The sequence below is a fragment of the Vreelandella sp. DA03-1M genome (assembly GCF_055725665.1).
In genome coordinates, this window is record NZ_CM146798.1 from 2,430,662 (window position 1) to 2,449,859 (window position 19,198).

Consider the following 19,198-nt stretch of genomic DNA (forward strand, 5'->3'; position numbering starts at 1 on the left):
CGGCAGAGGGATATCCTTAAATTGCCCCTGGATCGGCTAACACCGGATGGCATTACATTGCGAAGCAGCAAAACAGGGAAGATGGCCATCATTCCCTGGGACGATGAGCTCATTCAGTTGGTGAAAGAGATTAAAGCCGACAACCTGGCTCAAGGGAAGCAAGGCCCTACCCTATTCAGCAACCGGTACGGCAGGCCTTATAACAAGGATTCGTTTCATAGCCGCTGGCAATACGGCATGCGTAAGGCAATTCATGAAGGCAGGATTGAGCGATTCACCGAGCACGACCTGCGAGCGAAGCATGCCACCGATGCTGACGATCAAGGTTTTGATGCCACCACCAACCTGCAGCACAGTGATCGGAGAACCACGCAGTCTTATCTGCGCGCCAAAAAGGTCTTGCGGGTTAGCACACTGGGTGCTGAAGAGTTCATTTCAGATTAGACATTCGTCTATTGTGCACTGGTCTACGCCGAGCAGTATAACGGCAGGTGTTCCCCTCGTTATATTTTCGCCCTTTTTCGACGCCCTGAAATAAAAAAAGGAACCAGCTAAATAGCTGATTCCCTTGAATAAGTGGCGGAGGGACAGGGATTCGAACCCTGGGTAGGTTATTCACCTACGCCGGTTTTCAAGACCGGTGCATTCAACCGCTCTGCCATCCCTCCGGCTTATGGGTGCGTATAATAACAGCTTTCCCTTGGAAGTCAACGCCTTTAGTACAAACGTAACCCGACACGGGTAATCTTGCCGCCTTCCATATCGCTGACTACCCAATGAATACCGTGCCAATCTACATCATCCCCGACGACCGGGTGCCCACCCACGCGTAGGGCAATAAACTCAGCCAGGGTCATGTTTTGCTCACCGGGGCTTAGTGTTAGGCCATAGGCCTGAGCGATATCCTGCATTTGTGCGCTGCCATCCAGGGTAAAGGTGCCGAAGAAGGCACGTTCCTGCTTGAGTTTGGCATCGCCATTGAATAGCCGGTTAAGGGAGTACAGGTCTTCTGAGCGGCCGATAACGCAAATCACGTCCCCAAGTTTTAAGCGCGTGCTGCCCTTGGGGTGAAGCATGGTGTGGTTGCGGAACAGCGCCGAAATCAGCGCCCCGGATGGGAAGCGGAGAAGCCGGATAGGCACGTCCTCCAAATCCTGGTTCTCTACGCCGTAAACAAATAGCTCAAAATCGTTTTCTGGCAAAATGCCCAGCGGGCCGCGTCGGTTAGGCACGGTGCCTACCGGTACTTCCACCTTCAACCACTTGGCCATCAGCGTCAGCGAGCCGCCTTGAATTAGCAGCGACATCAATACCACGGCAAACGCGACGTTAAAGTAGAGTGAAGCGTTTTCAACCCCACCAATCACCGGGAAGATAGCCAGTACGATGGGCACCGCCCCTCTTAAACCGACCCAGGCAATAAAGAAGGTTTCCCGCCAGCGGAATTTAAAGAACGGTTTGATAGTGATCAGCACGGCCAAGGGGCGCGCAACAAAGATAAGCGCCAGCGCCACCAAGCCGGCAGGTAGTGCCACGTCCCACAGTTCACTCGGCGTCACCAGCAGGCCAAGCACCAGGAACAGGCCAATCTGGCTAAGCCATGCGAGGCCATCGTGAACAGGGAGGATAAAGTTGAGATGGCGACCCGGCTGATTACCAATCATCAAACCGGCCAAGTAGATAGCCAGGAAGCCGCTGCCACCCAGCACACTGGTTAGGCCAAACACACTGAAGCCAAGCGCTAATGCCAACATCGCATATAGGCCGGGTGCCAAGTCTAGCCAGCGCAGCAGTTTAGCGCTCAGCCAGCCGCCACCCAGGCCGACAATCAAGCCAATGCCGAACTGGGCAATAAAAAACAGCAGCGTTTCGGTGGGGCCACCAATATCGCCAACTAACAGCTCTACCAGCATCAAGGTTAGGAAAATCGCCATCGGGTCGTTTGTACCCGATTCAATTTCAAGCGTGGCGCCTACCCGCTCGTTAAGATTGACCCCGCGGCCACTGAGCATGGAGAACACCGCGGCGGCATCGGTGGAACCCACGATAGCGCCAACCAGCAGGCCCTGCACGATGGTGAGATCAAAAATCCACATCGCGATCACGCCAACAATAGCGCTGGTGATAAAGACCCCAAAGGTCGCGAGAGAGAGCGCGGGCTTAAAACCTACCCGGAAGGTTTTGAGGCGAGTACGTAGACCACCGTCTAACAAAATCATGGCGAGCGCGAGATGGCCGATTGCAAAAGCCATGGAGTAGTCATCGAACACAACGCCTAGCACGCCTTCTTCACCTGCTAGCATACCTAGCCCAAGGAAGATCAGCAGTAGTGGCACACCCATCATTGACGATAAGCGGCTGGCCAAGATACTGAGCGCCATCAGCGAGCCGCCTACCAAAAAGAACATATAAATTGCGTCCATGACTCTCCGTCTCTACATCAATACAGCGCTATTATTACATGTAACCGTTGAATTTACTGTGTCTTCTCCGCGCGCCCTTGTGGTTAAAGGGCTAGTCAGAAGCTTTCCCGGGCGGCTACACTTCGCCGTTACAACATTTGGAGTTACTGACTATGTTGCGCTGCCTGTCACGCTATTGGCACCCTACCCTGCTGAGCCTCATCTTTACGTTATTATTTTTTAATTCAGCTAGTTACGCAAATGAAGAGAATGAAGTAAGCAGTCATGAAACCGCCCCCCTAACGTTGGATACCGACGTTGAGGTGCCGGATGGCTTATGGCGACCCGTTGAAAGGGAAAGTGAAAGTGATACCGAAGCAGCGCCCACTATGGCACTTTCCCCAGCCCCGCCTCTTGAGCCACCGCCGGTTAAACACCTGACGCTGATGCTGGATTGGTACCTAAGCCCACAGCACGCTGCCTTGGTGATTGCGAAAGAACGAGGTCTGTATATTAACCAAGGGCTTGAGGTAGAGATTCAGTCACCGGCCGACCCTTCCATCGCCATCAAACTGCTAACCGCAGGCGAGGTTGATCTAGCGTTAACGCGCCAGCCGCTGCTTCATCTACAAGCCCATAACGGTGCGCCGATTATCCGGATTGCGACACTGATTGAAACGTCGCTTACGGCGGTCATTGTGACGGGGGAAGAACAAGCGGAAACTGAAAATACCTTGGCAGGGTTACATTACGGTTATACCACTGGCGAAGGCCGCGACCTGAGTATTCCTCGGTTACTACCCCGCTCAGTTCAGCAAACCGATGATTTCGCAGCACCGGTCAACCTACACTTCGACCCAATTCGAGCAATGCGAGAAGGCCAAATCGACGCGGTCTCGGATGGTTTTTATCACTACCTTCCTCAGCAGCTAGCAACGGAAGGGATTAACACCCACATCATTCGTTTCGATGAGCTGGATATTCCCCGTAGTGACGGCTTAGTAGTGCTGGCCAATAGCGATACCCTTGCCCGCCGCGCCGATACGTGGTCTCGCTTTGTGCTTGCCCTTGAGCAGGCGAGTCACTGGATCGTCGACAATCCTGATGCTGCCTGGGAGCTGCTCATTAGTACCCACCCGGTGCTCGATAATGATATTAATGCTGGGGCCTGGGAGGACATCCTGCGACGCATGGCGCTTAACCCAGCAGCACTAGATAGCCGACGGTATGCCGCCTTTGAAACTTTCTTGCAGCAAACGGGCATTACCAGCGAGGTATTGCCGGTATCGCGTTTAGCGGTAGATCCGCACACGTTATAATCACATACCGCTTATCATCCCATACCTATAGCTCTCTCACTACGTTGGCGACGCATGAGCGAAACAGCATTAATCTTTGTCGATGTCGAGACCACCGGCACCCGGGCAACCCGCGACCGAATTACCGAAATCGCTGCCCTGAAAGTCGTTAACGGTGAGCTGGTCGATCGCTGGTCGAGCTTGATATACCCAGAATGCAAAGTGCCCGCGCAAATCACTCAGCTCACAGGGATTCGTGACGATATGCTGAGGGAGGCGCCACGGTTTACCCACATCGCCGAATCACTGCGTGAGTGGCTGGGCGACGGGCAATTGGTTGCTCACAATGCGCGCTTTGACTACAGCTTTTTGCGCAATGAGTTTAAGCGCGCGGGGCAGGATTTTCGCGCCTCGTTGATATGCACGCTGCGTTTATCGCGGCGGATAGCGCCCCAGGAGCGTCAGCACAATCTGAAAGCGCTACTTAACCGCTACGGCATTTCACCTATCCGCCACCACCGAGCTGGTGATGATGTGGATGCCCTGTGGGCACTCTGGCAAACGTGGCAAGTTGAGCACAGTGAAGAAGCATGGCAGAACCTTCTGGGTGATGAGCGCCGCCACCGAACACTGCCCGCCCATTTAGACAGCGCTCAGCTTGAAGGGCTGCCCGCCTGCCCTGGTGTGTATCTCTTTTACGGTCACAATCGGCTGCCCTTGTATGTGGGCAAAAGCGTCAATTTACGCAGCCGCGTACTAGGCCACTTTCAGCGTGATCACCAGGACGATAAAGAGATGCGCCTAGCTCAGCAGGTGCAACATATCGAATGGGAGGAAACCGCTGGCGATTTAGGCGCCCAGTTGCGTGAGGCGCAACTGGTGAAAACGTTAATGCCGATTATGAACCGGCAGCTACGCAAGCAGCGCAAGCTGACCACCTGGCACTGGGAGACAGAAGCCAACCACCCGGAACTGCTTAGCGGAAGTGCCATGAGCCTGCCAATCAGTGGCGCACTGTACGGTTTGTTCCGCAATGCACGAGAGGCTAAGAACACATTAAGAGCTGTTGCTGAAGAGCAAAAGCTCTGCCCGCGAGTACTGGGGCTTGAAAAAGGTAAGGGCCGCTGTTTTGCCAATCAGGTGGGGAAGTGCCTCGGCGCTTGTAATGGCCAGGAGTCGATTGCACAGCACACTCAGCGAACCAAGGCGGCGCTCATGCAGCTACAGGTTAATGTGTGGCCCTGGCCAGGCAGTATTGCCATTGAAGAGCAAGCAGCGGATAGCACAGCGCCTGCTTGGCACGTGGTTCGCCAATGGTGCTACCTGGGCAGTGCGGCAAGCCTTAAAAAGGCCAAAACCCTAGCCGATGCGTCCGCAAGCTTTGATGTAGATAGCTACCGTATATTGAACCGCTTTTTGCGTTCCCCGGAACAACATGGCCTAACGGTCATCCCGCTCGGTTAAGACTGCCCTATTGAGCGTCAATGAACGCCATGACGGCTTGCTGAAACGCTTCTGGCTGGTCAGCATGTAGCCAGTGGCCGGCGTTTTTGAGCGTTACCACGCGGGCACGGGGCAGCACGTCGCGCAATGTAGGTAGCATATCGTCTGCCACATAGTGGGAATCGCCACCGCGCAACACCAGCGCTGGGCCTTCGTAGGGCTGCTCGCCATCCGGCACGCCAATAATGTCACTATAGCCCTGCTTGATATGATCCAACCCAACGCGTAGCGCCATCACGTTGTCCTCATTGCGCATCAGGTTGGTGGCTAAAAACAAGCGTGTCGGCCGGGAATCGACATGTTCGCCCAGCAGGTTATCGGCTTCACGGCGATTTTTGGGCTGCCCTTGCCGCACGTTGTCCAGCGCAGCAAACACATCATCGTGACCGTGCTCGTAAGCCACCGGAGCGATATCGGCCACGATTAATGATGCCACTCGCCCAGGCGCCAAGCGTGCCAAACTGATCGCCACCTTGCCGCCCATGGAGTGGCCAAGCACATGCGCGCGCTCAATCGAGAGCTTATCCATTAGCGCAAGCACATCATCCACCATAGTGGCGTAACGCATTCCCTCGGCATGGGGGGAGCGGCCGTGGTTACGTAGATCAAGCGCAATCACTCGGCGGCTACGCTGCCATACCTTTAAGTGCGAACGCCAGTTATCAGCACTCCCCAACAAGCCATGTATCACGACTAGCGGCGTGGCATCCGCGGCGGCTTTGTCGGCGGGCATATCGATAAAGTGCAAATCAACAGTGGCAACGTTCATCATGCTTGCTCCTAAGCCTTGGCGATTATGGTGGACTTTATACGATTAGGCCGTACGGGTTGCTGTGTCCATTTGACCTGTCCAGACCACCAAGCGGCGCGTAAGCCAGGCCAGCAACAAACCATACAGCGGCAGGAAGAACAGCAGACTAATGGCAAGTTTGATCGTATAGTCCACGGCGGCAATTTCCATCCAATTGGCGGCCATAAACGGGTCTGGACTGTTATAGAACGCTGCCGAGAAGAACGCAAAGGTATCCGCTAGATTACCCAGCACCGTCGAACAAACAGGCGCCACCCACCAGGCCCACTGGCGCAAGCGGTCAAACACCTGAACATCCAGTAATTGTCCAATCACATACGCCAAGAAGCTGGCGAGGGCGATACGGGCGACAAATAGATTCCACTCCGAAAGAGCCTCAATCCCGGCAAAGCTGCCGCGGGGAAATACCACGGATACCACATAGGAGACCAACAGCGCGGGAAGCATAACGCGCAGAATAATCGATCGAGCCGGCCCTTTACCAAACAGGCGAACCGTTAGGTCAGTGGCTAGAAAGATAAACGGGAAGCTAAACGCGCCCCAGGTGGTATGAAAGCCAAACAGCGTAAACGGTAGCTGAACAAGATAGTTACTGGCGGCAATAATGCCAATATGAAAAGCCACCATCACCAGTAGGCAACGGCGGTGCTGAGTCTCACTCAATGCAAACATGCGGGTCGACCTTTTTTTAATAGATAAGAGGGGTTAGGGAACCCTCGGGTAGTAAGCGCATAGCTACATCAACGTTGATAAAGCTGGCGCTGTTCTGGGGAGCGCATTATACGGCTTCTACATGATATTAAAAGCCAAGGGATGGACACTGCCGCCCCTTGGCAATCTAAATGCCCTCATACTTTGCAAATAAAAAGTAGCCGCATCAATCCAGCGGTTTGGCTTTGTCCGCAGATCCTACCGAGCGTTCGCGCATGGCGGCGTGAACATCGGCTAGGCTGGTGGGGTCATCAATGGTCGAGGGAATACCAAACTCTTTGCCGTCGGCAATCGTACGCAGCAGTTTGCGCAGAATTTTACCCGAGCGGGTTTTGGGTAAGCGCTCGACCACTAATACCTGCTTGAAGCAGGCAATAGGGCCAATATGCTCGCGAACCCGCGCAATTAGCTCGGCCTCCAGTGTCGCTTCATCGCCATTAAAACCATCTTTAGGAATCACCAGGCCAATCGGCAGTTGCCCTTTAAGATCGTCATGAATCCCAATTACCGCGCACTCTGCAACTGCAGGATGAGCACCGACCACCTCTTCCATTTCGCCGGTCGAGAGTCTGTGCCCTGCCACGTTAATGACGTCATCGGTGCGGCCCATAATGAACAGATAGCCCTGCTCATCAAAATAACCGCCATCACCGGTTAAATAGTAGCCGGGAAATGCAGCCATATAGGCACTATGAAAGCGCTTCTCGTCGCGCCATACGCCGGTCAAACAACCAGGCGGCATAGGCTGTTTAATCACCACACTGCCCTGCTCCATGGGTTTGGCTTGCTCGCCATCGCGATTGAGCACTTTCACATTGAAGCCAGGAACGGGGAACGTTGCGGATCCTGCCTTGGTGGGCACGGCCTCTATGCCGGGCAAGTTAGCGGCAATGGGCCAGCCGGTTTCAGTTTGCCACCAGTGGTCAATGACCGGCACGTCCAAAAGGTCATCCAGCCAGTGAAACGTGGGTGGATCGAGGCGTTCACCGGCCACGTAAAGATGCTTTAGGCTGCTGATATCGTAGTTCTGTAGCAGTTTGGCATCGGGATCCTCTTTCTTAATCGCGCGAAACGCCGTCGGCGCGGTGAAGAAGCTCTTCACCCGGTACTCCTCGATTAACCGCCAGAAGCTGCCCGCATCGGGGGTTTTTACCGGCTTGCCCTCGTATACCACCGTGGTGCAACCAAGTAGCAAGGGGGCGTAAACAATGTAGGAGTGCCCGACGACCCAGCCCACATCTGAAGCGGTAAAGAACACTTCACCGGGCTCCATGGCGTAGATCGCGTGCATCGAATAAGCCAGCGCCACCGCGTAGCCACCGGTATCGCGCATAACGCCTTTGGGTTTTCCGGTGGTGCCTGAAGTATAGAGGATATACAGCGGGTCGGTTCCCTTCACCGGCACGCACTCAGCAAATGGCGCCTTCGCAACCAGCTCTTCCCAGTCGTAGTCGCCCTCCTCCAATTCAGCTCGGTGCGCTTCCCGCTGATAAACGACACAGGCATCCGGCTTATGGGCGCTTAATTCAACGGCTTGGTCTACCATTGGCTTATAGGGCAATACCTTGCCCAGCTCGATACCGCAGGAAGCGGCAACCACCACTTTAGGCTCGGCGTCTTCAATCCGTGCCGCCAGTTCATGGGGGGCGAAGCCACCAAATACCACCGAGTGTATGGCACCAAGCCGGGCGCAGGCGTACATAGCCACCAGCGCTTCGGGGATCATTGGCATGTAAATCACCACCCGATCCCCCTTCTCCACCCCTAACTGCGTCAACGCCCCCGCAAAGTAAGCCACTTTGTCGCGCATATCCCGGTAGCTAATGGTGAGTTTGGCTTGGGCGGCGGGCGAGTCCCAGAAAATCGCTGCCTGGTCACCGCGGCCATTTTCAACGTGGTAATCAAGTGCGGCGAAGCAAAGGTTCATTTCACCATCGCTAAACCATCGCGCATGCTGCTGCTCATCGTAACTGAGGATGGTTTGAGGCGGCGTATACCAAGGAATTCGTTTGGCCTGCTCGGCCCAGAACGCTTCTGGATGCTCTATCGACTGCTGGAAGGTATGTTGGTAGCGGCTCATGATGTCTCTGTCTTTATTGTAATGAGGATACGAGATGATTGTTGACACTTTATAAAGTAAATCGCCCGCTCACCCTCATACTATGGGCTAAAAAGCGACTAAAGTAGCAGCCTCCTCAGCAGCATTGTCGACAAGAAAGCGACCTCCGGCCTACCATTGATTAATCGTTAAACAGCGACTTGGACAAAACTCGCTAAATTAAAGATCATTAAACAACTTGATCCTCGCGACGCGACGATGCCACTACAACGTATAACAATGCTCATAAAAACGCTGAAGTAACAGTGTAGGCAAGGAGATCATTATGTCTGCTTCTACAAGCGCCGCTACACGCCTGCTTGAACATAACTGTCGCGCTATTGAGGCAGGGACTAACCTGCTAAAAGCGCTGGCCAATGAAAAACGCCTGCAAATACTCTGCCTACTTGCCGAAAAAGAGCTGTCAGTGACGCAGATTAATCAACAACTTGCATTAAGCCAGTCGGCGCTTTCACAACACTTAGCCATTTTGAGACGTGATGAACTCGTCGATACCCGGCGGGAGTCACAAACCATCTATTATTCGCTGAGCAGTGAGAGCGCCAAGGCAGTGATTGCTACCCTGGCACACCACTACGCAGCATAAAGCTCTTTATAGTTTTCAACATCGCTAAAAATCATACAAAATAACCGTAGCTGTTAACCTTAGCTATTAACCATAGCCCAGAACGATGCTCAGCGCCGCTGCCAACCAGCGGCGTCGATCAAGCCAAGCGCTTTGAGGGCTGCTTTTTCAACGCCTTCCGACACTGCCAAACCAAGTTTACGAGTCACTGTTTTAGGGGGCTCAAGCTTGACTGTAAAGACACGCGCCTCGGCCATGCGCTCAACCAGATAAGCTTCGCTGGTGCCCACACTGTCAACAAGCAGCTGGGGCAAGGCCTCGCTACCGTACCAAATCTCACCTGTCGCAATCGTTTCAATGTCCATGCTGGGACGCCGCTCAGCCACATAGCTTTTGAATAAGTGGTGAGTATTCTCTAAATCTTCGAGGAACTTTGCTTTTCCCTCTTCGGTATTTTCACCCAACACGGTCAAGGTACGTTTGTATTTACCGGCGGTTAGGAGCTCCACGTCAATATCGTGGCGTTTTAGCAAGCGATGAATATTGGGCACTTGCGCCACCACCCCAATAGAGCCGATCACAGCGAAGGGGGCTGCCTTGATATGCTGGGCGGTACAGGCCATCAGGTAGCCACCGCTCGCTGCCACCTTATCAATACATACGGTTGTGGTGAGCCCTGCCGTACGCAAGCGGTCTAACTGTGCGGCTGCCAACCCATAAGCGTGTACCAGGCCACCGGCGGATTCGAGCCGAATCACCACCTCGTCATTTTCGGCGGCGACATCAATAATAGCGGATACTTCCTGACCAAAGCGCTCAGTTTGCGATGCCTTCAGGTCACCGTGAAAATCGAGCACCCAAACCCGTGGTTCATGGGTAATATCATGGTTAGCTTTTTGCGCTTTATGGCGTTTTTTATCTTCGTTGCGAAACGTCTTTAGCAGCTTTTTACGGGCACCTGGTAACGTGGCCGTCAACCGCAGACGACGACCGCGACGGCGGCGTTGCTCATTCAGCGGCTCAATGTGAAGTTTTAAGTCGCTCTCTTTGTCTTGTTTCGTTCGCGCCATCAAAAATAAACCAATGCCTATCAGCAACATAACGATGGTGGTTTGCACGACAAACGTACCTACTTCCGCTATCCATTCATTCATCGACGTTCTCCATTGGTCAGCTTGAGTCTTTTAGGATGGGCGCTCTGCCCCGATAAGATGTTGCGGGTTTGACCACGACGCTTGATTGAAACGCGTGTATGAAATAATCTCACTCGCCATCACGATTGTTTCTTTGGGCTATTATCGCTAGCCTGGGTCTGATTTACCTAATTGAGAGAAATGTTATGTCTAACAACACCCTTGAGAAGTTGAAAGCGCGCTTTAATCCTGAAGCGGCAAAGGGCATGAACGAAGTGTTCCAGTTCCACTTCTCAGACGCGGGTAGCTACTACTTAAATATCCAAGATGGCACGCTGGATGTACAAGAGGGTGAACACGATGATCCTTCCGTTAGCTTAAGCCTAACGACTGACACGCTAAAAGGCATCATGAGTGGCGATATCAATGGCATGACGGCATTCATGACCGGCAAGCTAAAAGCAACCGGCAATGTCATGCTGGCCACCAAGCTGACCAGCCTATTCCCTAGCGAGTAATGACATATCGGCACGCGGCGCCGTCTAGCGCCAGCGTGCCAAATGAGTTTCGATTAGTTCGCGTGAAATTGAGTAAGGTGGCGGTAGCGATGGTAGCTGGCGAGGTGAAAACCATGCAGCATCGCTGATCTCTACCCCGTCAATGCGAATACGCCGGGTTGTCGCTTCAGCAAAGTAGCCAAACATCAGCGAATGGGGAAACGGCCAAGCCTGGCTCTGGTGGTAACGCAGTTGGTCAATATGCACGCCCACTTCCTCAAACACCTCCCGGTGAACGGCCTCTTCGGCGGACTCACCCGGCTCAATAAATCCGGCCAAGGTTGAATAACGGCCTGGCGGAAAACGCGGGCTACGCGCCAGCAGCATCGCCTCACCACTAGTCACCAGCGTAATAATGCAGGGCGAAATACGCGGATAATTGCGGTGCCCGCAGGCATCGCAATGCATTGCAAATTCCGCGGTAAGCTTGGTAGCTGGCGCACCACAGCGCCCACAGAAACGGTGATTCTCCAACCAGGCACCCACCTGCAACGCCGTTGAAAGTAGGCTGAACCAGCCGGTAGAAAGCTCGCTCATCCACTGTCGACCATCGATCCAGCTACTTTCCGCTTGGGACTCAACCAACAGTGCGACCGGCTCATCATCCCAATAACACAGCGGCTGCATCTGTTCTGTCCAGGGCTGAAAGGGTTGTAGCGGCGTCAGCTCATCACTACCGCTTAGCGGTGCAGGCGCCAGCATACTGCGCGACAGGCGAATAACCCGCCCGGCCTGTTCATGATGGGGGATTTCTCGCCTAAGCATCGCTTGCCATACCTTCAAACCAATTCAATTGATGCGCTTCACACTTGGCTTTATGGGCCATCTGCTCCTCGTCGGTTGGGCGCACAACGCGCAACTGACCTGGAGTAAGCGTCATACGTTGAATCGACAGACCTTCACTGGAGGTATCCGCCTGCTCCTGTTCTGCTGCGGAGGCCGCGTCTAACGTCAGCGCGGTTTGCCCGCCGGTCATCGCCAAATAAACTTCAGCGAGAATTTCAGAGTCTAATAGCGCGCCGTGCAGTACGCGGTGGCCATTATCGATATCGTAACGTTTGCACAATGCATCCAGGCTATTACGCTGGCCGGGGTGCATGGCTCGGGCCATCGTCAGGGTATCTAATACCGCGCAATGATCGCGCACCGGCCCCAATGCGGGAGCTTTACGCTGCTGATTAAGCATACCCAGTTCGTGGTCGATAAAACCCACATCGAAGGGGGCGTTATGAATCACCAGCTCGGCGCCTTCGATAAAGGCCCAAAACTCGTCGGCTATTTTCGCGAAAACCGGCTCACTGGCGACTCTAGCGTCATCAATCCCGTGAACGGCAACGACTTCTGCGTCGATATGGCGTTCAGGGTTGATATATTGATGGTAGGTGCGGCCAGTAAAACGACGGTTGACCATCTCAATCGCGCCAATTTCTACTAAGCGATGACCATCTTTAGGGTCGATACCCGTGGTTTCAGTATCTAGGATCACCTGGCGCATCATGCTCTCCTCTTGTGATGCTCATCAATGGCTTCATTGGCTAACGCGTCGGCACGCTCATTGCCGGGATGACCGCTATGCCCTTTCACCCAGTGCCATTCTATTGTGTGTCGCTGGGTCTCTTCGTGCAGGGTTTTCCACAACTCAGCATTTTTGACTGGTTGCTTGGCGGCGGTTTTCCAGCCGCGCTTTAACCAGTTATGAATCCACTGGGTTATGCCCTGTCGAACATATTGTGAGTCGGTCCATAGCGCGACTTCACAGGGAGTGTTTAGCGTTCGCAGGGCCATAATCGCAGCCATCAACTCCATACGGTTATTAGTGGTATCTGATTCATAGCCTTTCAAGGTTTTCTCATGCTGGCCGCTCGCCAGCACCACACCCCATCCGCCGGGGCCTGGGTTGCCCCGACAAGCCCCATCGGTATACACCGTTACCCGAGGCAGTTGCCCGGCAGCCTCTTTAGTCAATTTCTTGATCCTTTGATTGATGCGTCTGAGCTTGTGTTGGGAGCTCTTGATAGGATTGATAGTGAGCCGATGAACCTGAGCGGGTAACGCCTAATGAAGCGGGAGACGTAGGCGCTTTTAAACCAAACTTCAGGCGTTGCACTGGCGCTTGGCGTTGACGCCTGCGGGCTTGAATCATATAGCTCTCGCCTAGCGGTAGGTTATGCCTACGCCCCAGCGACTCCCAATATTCACCGCATTTAGCACTCGTCCGTCCACGAAAACAGCAATAGTCTACGCGCTCTACCTCGAAGTCGACAAACGCCAACCAGTCGCGTAGGCGGTTAACAGAGCGCCAAGTGCCATCCCAGGGGAACTGCTGTTGGCGTTTTCGCCATTGGCGGGCAAGGCCTCCGACACCGATCGGATTAAAGCCAAACAGTACCAGTATCCCATTGTCGGCGGTGACCCGCGCGGCTTCCTGAAGCGCGAAATGGGCGTCGGTTAAATACTCCAGCCAGTGATGAATAACCATGACATCTAAGCAGCGATCCGGCAGCGCTAACTGATCCGGCGGGCATATCAAGGTGTTCTCGTTCTCAGCCATTGGCCTTGTGGGTGACCAGCGAATGGAATGAGGAATCGCCGACATGGTCATTAAAGCTGGCCCCATACTCAATTCCAAACTGTGGCCACCCACGCGCGATTCCACCACGGGACCTAAACAGGCACGTTGTGTTTCCCATAGCGAACGCCCGGCCTCTGATTGCCAATACGGTTGGCAATTTATTAAGCGCTTGGCGAGTGTCGTGGCCGTTGTCGAATTTGACATGAACAGCGCTTCCCTCCACAGTAACGGCTTTTCAACGCCTTGGTTACACCGATTTAGCGCCACTTTTTAATTAAGTTAAGAAGCGCAATGTTTTGCGTGTTTACGCATGTTGGTTACTGAATTCTGTATTTTCGCAATTTAAAGGATCTCGCCGATGATGAGCGTGACACCGATCCCAGCTCTAAGCGACAACTATATTTGGCTATTAAGACAAGATAACAGCCAAAGCGTTTGCGTGGTGGATCCAGGTGAAGCGGCCCCTGTGATCGAGTTTCTTGAGCGTGAGTCGTTAACGCTAAAATCCATCCTTATTACGCATCACCACCATGATCATACGGGTGGTTTAGCGGAATTAATTAAACGCTACTCGCCTCACGTTATCGGCCCAGCCAACCCCAACATTGAAGGGATTGACGAGACCGTTGGCGACGGCGATGAAGTCCGCATTATGGGCCGTTTATTCGACGTAATAGCGACACCGGGCCATACGCTGGATCATATCAGCTACTTCACAGCGGGCATCCCTGCTCTTCTTTTTTGCGGTGACACTCTTTTTTGCGCTGGTTGTGGCCGTTTATTTGAAGGCACCCCAGAGCAAATGTTTGCCGCGTTGAACAAATTTGCGGAACTACCTGAAGATACACTGGTCTTTGCAGCCCATGAGTATACGCAAGCGAACCTGACGTTTGCTCGTGCTGCGGACCCTGAAAACGAAGACGTTAAACACGCCTTGCAGGAGTGTGAAAAGGCGCGGGCATTGGATCGCCCCACCTTACCCAGCACGATAGGACGCGAGCTGAAAATTAATCCCTACCTGCGCGTGGGCACAGATAGCGTGCGCCAAGCAGCAGGCACCCAGGGTGTTAATGATACTGATCTCGCTACGTTTACCACTCTGCGCGAGTGGAAGAACCGTTTTTAAGAACGCTATCGAAACCAAACGAATGCAACTATGACCTATCGAACGATTCGCCAGCGCTTGATGCTGAGCGCTGGCAGTACCGTAATTATGGGCCTAATGTTAGCCGCTGCGGCAAGCTCACAAGCCTCTGCTCCAGCCTACGAAACCACCGCAAGTGCGGCAACAGCCTTACCTCAAGGTGTTACCAGCACGTCACCAACCGATACAAAGCCCTACCCTACGCCTTTCCAAACCCATTTTTGGGAGGCGCTAGAGCTTGAACCCCAGAATGCCTGGACGACCCTGCGTAAAAGCTTCCAGTGGCAAGAGAAAACATTGCCAGTAGAAGCTCAAGCTCGAGTGGATGAATGGATTGAGCACTACCGTTCAAGCCCTGAAAACATTGTCACAATCACCGAACGCGCCACTCCCTGGCTTGCCTGGATTACTCAGCAAGTCAGTGAGCGCGGCCTACCTGGTGAAATCGCGTTAATTCCGTTTGTCGAAAGCTCTTTCGACCCAGGTGCACGAAGCCACCGCGGGGCGGCAGGTCTTTGGCAATTTATGCCCCGCACCGGCGACGCATTGGGGTTAGTACGTAATGGTAATTACGATGGCCGTCTGGATGTTCTGACCTCTACCGAGGCCGCGCTGGACTACCTGGAAATGCAGGCCGACCAGTGGTACGAGGGTGACCTCATGCTCTCTCTGGCCGCTTATAACGCAGGCGCTGGCACCGTCAATCGCGCCCAGCGTCAGGTACAGGGCCAAGGGTTAAGTGGTGACTATTGGGACCTATCCCTGCCCTACGAAACCATGCAGTACGTTCCCAAGTTGAAGGCGATCGCCACAATCATTAACGATCCTGAAAAATACGGTGTGAGCTTACCTGAGATTCACATCGACCCTGCCTTCGCAAAAGTTCAGTTGGCCCACGCAGTGAGTCTGTCTGAAGCCTCGCAAATGCTGGATGTCAGCAAAATGGCACTGGCTGAGCTGAATCCGGGTTTACTGAATGGCAGCATCGATCCACGCAGCGCGCAGACACTGCTGGTACCTGAAGAAGTGGATAAACAAGTGCTGGCTCAATTATCACAGGGTAATAGTCAGGCACAGGGCAATAGCCAAGCGCTTGCGCAAAATAACAGCGCAGATACACACCGCGTTGAAAGGGGCGATAGCCTCTCAGCGATTGCGGCCCGCTATAATATTGATCAACAAGACCTGATACGCTGGAATTCGATTGACCGCCCCAGCGCTTTACAACCGGGGCAGTTACTGACACTTTCAGGGCGTTGAATCCGGGTTTACTAGTTGGCTTTGTTCACATGGGATGTCACCAATGCCGCGAGGTCTGTTTTTTGCGAAAGCATTTCTACTTATCAGTGGCTTGCTAATAAATGTATCGATACTCGCGTCAGAAGCAGCGACCACTAGCGATTCTTCCCACAGCACTGTCGGCAACAACGTGGTGGGCGATTTAAATACGGATGCCAACAACGTGGTGCCGGTTGAAACAGTCCACGGGGTATCGCTTTACGATAGCCCAGAGCTACCGGCAGATTTCCCCTACTTCCCCCATGTAAACCCACAAGCCCCCAAAGGCGGCACTATTACCCATACCGCCGTTGGGGGCAGCTTCGATTCAACGAATCCGTTTATTATTCGCGGCACACCGGCCACTGGCGTTTCGCAAATTTATGACACCTTGATGGCCAGCAACCCCAATGAGCCCTTTAGCCTGTATGGTTTATTGGCTGAAGGCGTGCGCCTGGACCCCGACCGGGAATGGATTGAGTTTGACCTTCGCCCTGAAGCACGCTTTCAGGACGGCGAACCCGTCACCGCCTACGATGTGGTGTTCTCACTTAACCTGCTCAGAGAAGAAGGCAATCCGTTTTATGCCAGCTATTATGCGGGTGTGAGCGAAGTGATCGCCCTCAACGAACATCAAGTGCGCTTTACCTTCAGCGATACCAATTCCCGAGAAATGCCGCTAATCGTTGCTCAACTGCCTATCCTCCCCCGCCACTACTGGGAGCCACGCGAGTTCACATCGCCTACCCTGGCGGCTCACCCCGGCTCCGGCCCCTACCTCATCAGTGAAGTTGACCCAGGCAGGCGAATTGTTTACCAGCGCGATGAGGATTATTGGGGAAAAAACTTGCCGGTTAATGTTGGCCGCTACAACATTGACCGCATCGTTTATGACTACTATCGCGACCGCGATATCGCCTGGGAAGCGTTCAAAGCAGGCCTAACAGATTTTCGTACGGATGCCCGCGCGGCCACCTGGGCGATTGGCTACGACTTTCCTGCCTATGAAGAGGGCTTGGTGAAGCGGCTGACGGTACCTGACGTCAACCCTTCCATGATGCAGGCCTTTGTGTTCAACCTGCGCAAAGAGAAGTTTCAAGACCCACGGGTACGCGAAGCGTTAAGCCTTACCTTCGATTTTCCGTGGCTCAACACCAATATTTTCTACGACACCTACCGGCGTACCGAAAGCTTTTTTCAAAATTCGGAGATGGAAGCTACCGGGCTACCTTCGGAAGAAGAGCTGGCGCTGCTCGAACCGTTTAGGGAAGAGTTAATCGCTTCCCATGGGTCTGACCGCCTGTTCACCGAGCCGCTGCCCATTGATCAACCCCTCAATCTGCGTGAGCGTCTACGCAAGGCACTGGCGCTTTTGCGCGACGCGGGCTATCGCGTTGAAGAGGGAGTACTGGTCAACCAAGCCACCGGCCAGCCACTCAGCCTTGAAGTGCTGCTCTACGATTCGGGTCTTGAGCGAGTGGTTCAACCCATGCTGCGTAACATGGCCCGCCTAGGAGTGCAGACCTCGCTGCGCATCGTTGATATCAATCAATATTTAAACCGGCAGCGCAATTACGACTATGACATAGTGATTAGCCATTTCCCCCAGTCGAACAACCCGGGTAATGAGCAGCGTGACTTCTGGACCAGCGCCGCCGCCGAGGCGCCGCAAAGCCGCAACCGGATGGCGCTCGCCCACCCAGCGGTCGATGCGCTGGTGGAAGCGATCATTAGTGCCGATGGTCGTGAGGAACTGGATACCGCCACGCGGGCGCTGGATCGGGTGCTGCGCTGGGGGTTTTACGTCATTCCTCACTACCACTCCGGCGAAACCCGCATTGCGATCTGGGACAAGTTTGGCTATCCCGAGCCCTTTCCGGAGTATGCGATGGATCTGGATGCATGGTGGGTGGATATCGAGCGTGAAGCAGAACTGCAGCGCCAGCGCCGCTGAGACTGTCTTAATTACAGCGACTTATTCGCAACGGCTTATCCTCAACGGTTTCATCGTTATAAACCTCGGAGTGCTCTGTGGCCCGCTACACCCTACGCCGACTGCTGCTAATGATTCCGACCCTTTTTGGGATCATGCTACTCAATTTTATTATTGTTCAGGCGGCGCCGGGCGGGCCGATTGATCAGATGCTGGCACGTTTTGAGGGCGCAGACGCCATGGCCAGCACCCGCTTGGATATGGGCGGTGCCGATGTGCAGGTAAGTGACGATTCTCGTGGCGCTCGGGGCATCGACCCACGCTTTATCGAACAGCTAGAACAGCAGTTTGGTTTTGATAAACCCGCCCACGAGCGCTTTATTGGCATGATGGCGGATTACCTCACGCTCGATTTCGGCACCAGTTTTTTCCGCGACCGCCCAGTGACCGAACTGATGATTGAGCGGTTGCCGGTGTCCATTTCGCTGGGGCTATGGACCACGCTGCTGGTCTACCTGATCTCGATCCCCTTAGGTATCAAAAAAGCGCTACGCCACGGTTCCCGTTTCGATGTCTGGTCGTCGGGGTTAGTGATTGTCGGCTACGCCATTCCGGGCTTTTTGTTTGCGATACTGCTGATCGTGCTCTTTGCTGGCGGCACCTACTGGGACCTGTTTCCTCTGCGTGGTCTAACCTCGCCCAACTTCGACCAGCTTTCGGCCTGGGGGAAGGTCAAGGACTACTTCTGGCATATCACGCTGCCGGTAATTGCGGCTTCGATTGGCAGCTTTGCTACCCTGACCATGCTGACCAAAAACAGCTTTCTGGATGAAATTCACAAGCAGTATGTGATTACCGCTCGCGCCAAGGGCGCCGATGAGCGGCGGGTGCTCTATGGCCATGTTTTCCGTAATGCCATGCTGATTATTATCGCCGGTCTACCTGCCGCCATGATCGGAATTTTCTTTACCGGTGCGTTATTGATAGAAGTGATCTTCTCCCTGGATGGCCTCGGCCTGCTCGGTTTTGAGGCGGTGATGCAGCGGGATTACCCGGTTATTTTCGGTACGCTGTTTTTGTATACCGTGATCGGTCTGATCCTTAAGCTGATTTCCGATTTGACCTACGTGTGGGTTGACCCACGTATCGACTTTTCGACCCGGGAGTCATGA

Annotated in this window: 18 protein-coding genes and 1 tRNA gene; 9 read left to right on the forward strand and 10 right to left on the reverse strand. The window is 53.8% G+C overall.

Annotated features, from left to right (window positions below):
* The first annotated feature begins 21 nt into the window (after positions 1-21).
* Entirely contained in the window at positions 22-444 is a 423-nt protein-coding gene (locus ACXUPB_RS11350; protein ID WP_472952472.1) for a tyrosine-type recombinase/integrase, read from the forward strand.
* Positions 445-577: 133 nt separating this feature from the next.
* On the opposite strand, the gene ACXUPB_RS11355 is transcribed toward ACXUPB_RS11350, so the two are convergent.
* Both ACXUPB_RS11355 and ACXUPB_RS11360 read right to left on the reverse strand, forming a co-directional pair.
* Positions 578-668: transfer RNA gene (locus ACXUPB_RS11355), tRNA-Ser, on the reverse strand.
* Positions 669-716: 48 nt separating this feature from the next.
* On the reverse strand, positions 717-2,423 hold the full coding sequence (locus ACXUPB_RS11360) for a potassium/proton antiporter (protein WP_035555732.1): 1,707 nt from the start codon (positions 2,421-2,423) through the stop codon (positions 717-719).
* 152 nt (positions 2,424-2,575) lie between these two features.
* Between ACXUPB_RS11360 and ACXUPB_RS11365 the strand changes: the two genes are divergently transcribed.
* The gene (locus tag ACXUPB_RS11365) at positions 2,576-3,721 is read left to right on the forward strand and encodes an ABC transporter substrate-binding protein (RefSeq protein ID WP_472952474.1); all 1,146 of its coding nucleotides are present in this window, start codon (positions 2,576-2,578) and stop codon (positions 3,719-3,721) included.
* Positions 3,722-3,775: 54 nt separating this feature from the next.
* Complete coding sequence (locus ACXUPB_RS11370; protein WP_472952476.1) at positions 3,776-5,164, forward strand: exonuclease domain-containing protein; 1,389 nt, start codon at positions 3,776-3,778, stop codon at positions 5,162-5,164.
* 7 nt (positions 5,165-5,171) lie between these two features.
* On the opposite strand, the gene ACXUPB_RS11375 is transcribed toward ACXUPB_RS11370, so the two are convergent.
* The 3 genes from ACXUPB_RS11375 to ACXUPB_RS11385 all read right to left on the reverse strand — a co-directional run bounded on the left by ACXUPB_RS11375 (position 5,172) and on the right by ACXUPB_RS11385 (position 8,841).
* Positions 5,172-5,975 carry an alpha/beta fold hydrolase gene (locus tag ACXUPB_RS11375; protein WP_472952478.1) on the reverse strand — a complete coding sequence of 268 codons (804 nt, stop codon included), beginning with the start codon at positions 5,973-5,975 and terminating at the stop codon, positions 5,172-5,174.
* 42 nt (positions 5,976-6,017) lie between these two features.
* Positions 6,018-6,686, reverse strand: a complete 669-nt coding sequence (locus ACXUPB_RS11380) for a 7-cyano-7-deazaguanine/7-aminomethyl-7-deazaguanine transporter (RefSeq protein WP_472952480.1) — start codon at positions 6,684-6,686, stop codon at positions 6,018-6,020.
* Between the two features lie 205 nt (positions 6,687-6,891).
* Positions 6,892-8,841 carry a propionyl-CoA synthetase gene (locus tag ACXUPB_RS11385; protein ID WP_472956741.1) on the reverse strand — a complete coding sequence of 650 codons (1,950 nt, stop codon included), beginning with the start codon at positions 8,839-8,841 and terminating at the stop codon, positions 6,892-6,894.
* Positions 8,842-9,109: 268 nt separating this feature from the next.
* Between ACXUPB_RS11385 and ACXUPB_RS11390 the strand changes: the two genes are divergently transcribed.
* Positions 9,110-9,430, forward strand: a complete 321-nt coding sequence (locus ACXUPB_RS11390) for an ArsR/SmtB family transcription factor (RefSeq protein WP_008956925.1) — start codon at positions 9,110-9,112, stop codon at positions 9,428-9,430.
* Positions 9,431-9,519: 89 nt separating this feature from the next.
* Here the strand turns inward: ACXUPB_RS11390 and sohB are convergent, their stop codons facing one another.
* Entirely contained in the window at positions 9,520-10,563 is a 1,044-nt protein-coding gene (sohB, locus tag ACXUPB_RS11395; protein ID WP_472952482.1) for a protease SohB, read from the reverse strand.
* A gap of 185 nt (positions 10,564-10,748) precedes the next feature.
* On the opposite strand from sohB, the gene ACXUPB_RS11400 reads away from it, so the two are divergent.
* Positions 10,749-11,060: an SCP2 sterol-binding domain-containing protein gene (locus ACXUPB_RS11400; RefSeq protein ID WP_035555706.1), complete on the forward strand. Its 312-nt coding sequence runs from the start codon at positions 10,749-10,751 to the stop codon at positions 11,058-11,060.
* Positions 11,061-11,084: 24 nt separating this feature from the next.
* Here ACXUPB_RS11400 and nudC read toward each other — a convergent pair whose 3' ends face one another.
* From nudC to ACXUPB_RS11420, 4 genes are read right to left on the reverse strand one after another with little or no spacing between them, the layout of a single operon-like run.
* Positions 11,085-11,864 carry an NAD(+) diphosphatase gene (gene nudC / locus ACXUPB_RS11405; protein ID WP_035555702.1) on the reverse strand — a complete coding sequence of 260 codons (780 nt, stop codon included), beginning with the start codon at positions 11,862-11,864 and terminating at the stop codon, positions 11,085-11,087.
* Complete coding sequence (dnaQ, locus tag ACXUPB_RS11410) at positions 11,857-12,594, reverse strand: DNA polymerase III subunit epsilon (protein WP_472952484.1); 738 nt, start codon at positions 12,592-12,594, stop codon at positions 11,857-11,859. The genes nudC and dnaQ overlap by 8 nt, the downstream gene beginning before the upstream one ends.
* Complete coding sequence (gene rnhA / locus ACXUPB_RS11415; RefSeq protein WP_008956920.1) at positions 12,594-13,064, reverse strand: ribonuclease HI; 471 nt, start codon at positions 13,062-13,064, stop codon at positions 12,594-12,596. The genes dnaQ and rnhA overlap by 1 nt, the downstream gene beginning before the upstream one ends.
* Complete coding sequence (locus tag ACXUPB_RS11420; RefSeq protein ID WP_179916370.1) at positions 13,057-13,875, reverse strand: class I SAM-dependent methyltransferase; 819 nt, start codon at positions 13,873-13,875, stop codon at positions 13,057-13,059. Before ACXUPB_RS11420 ends, rnhA begins: the two co-directional genes overlap by 8 nt.
* A 154-nt stretch (positions 13,876-14,029) precedes the next feature.
* Between ACXUPB_RS11420 and gloB the strand changes: the two genes are divergently transcribed.
* The 4 genes from gloB to ACXUPB_RS11440 all read left to right on the forward strand — a co-directional run bounded on the left by gloB (position 14,030) and on the right by ACXUPB_RS11440 (position 19,198).
* Positions 14,030-14,797 carry a hydroxyacylglutathione hydrolase gene (gene gloB, locus ACXUPB_RS11425; protein WP_035555693.1) on the forward strand — a complete coding sequence of 256 codons (768 nt, stop codon included), beginning with the start codon at positions 14,030-14,032 and terminating at the stop codon, positions 14,795-14,797.
* A gap of 30 nt (positions 14,798-14,827) precedes the next feature.
* Positions 14,828-16,075: a transglycosylase SLT domain-containing protein gene (locus tag ACXUPB_RS11430; RefSeq protein WP_179916371.1), complete on the forward strand. Its 1,248-nt coding sequence runs from the start codon at positions 14,828-14,830 to the stop codon at positions 16,073-16,075.
* A 43-nt stretch (positions 16,076-16,118) separates the two neighbouring features.
* Positions 16,119-18,047 carry an extracellular solute-binding protein gene (locus ACXUPB_RS11435; RefSeq protein WP_472952487.1) on the forward strand — a complete coding sequence of 643 codons (1,929 nt, stop codon included), beginning with the start codon at positions 16,119-16,121 and terminating at the stop codon, positions 18,045-18,047.
* Positions 18,048-18,124: 77 nt separating this feature from the next.
* The gene (locus tag ACXUPB_RS11440; protein ID WP_101146990.1) at positions 18,125-19,198 is read left to right on the forward strand and encodes a microcin C ABC transporter permease YejB; all 1,074 of its coding nucleotides are present in this window, start codon (positions 18,125-18,127) and stop codon (positions 19,196-19,198) included.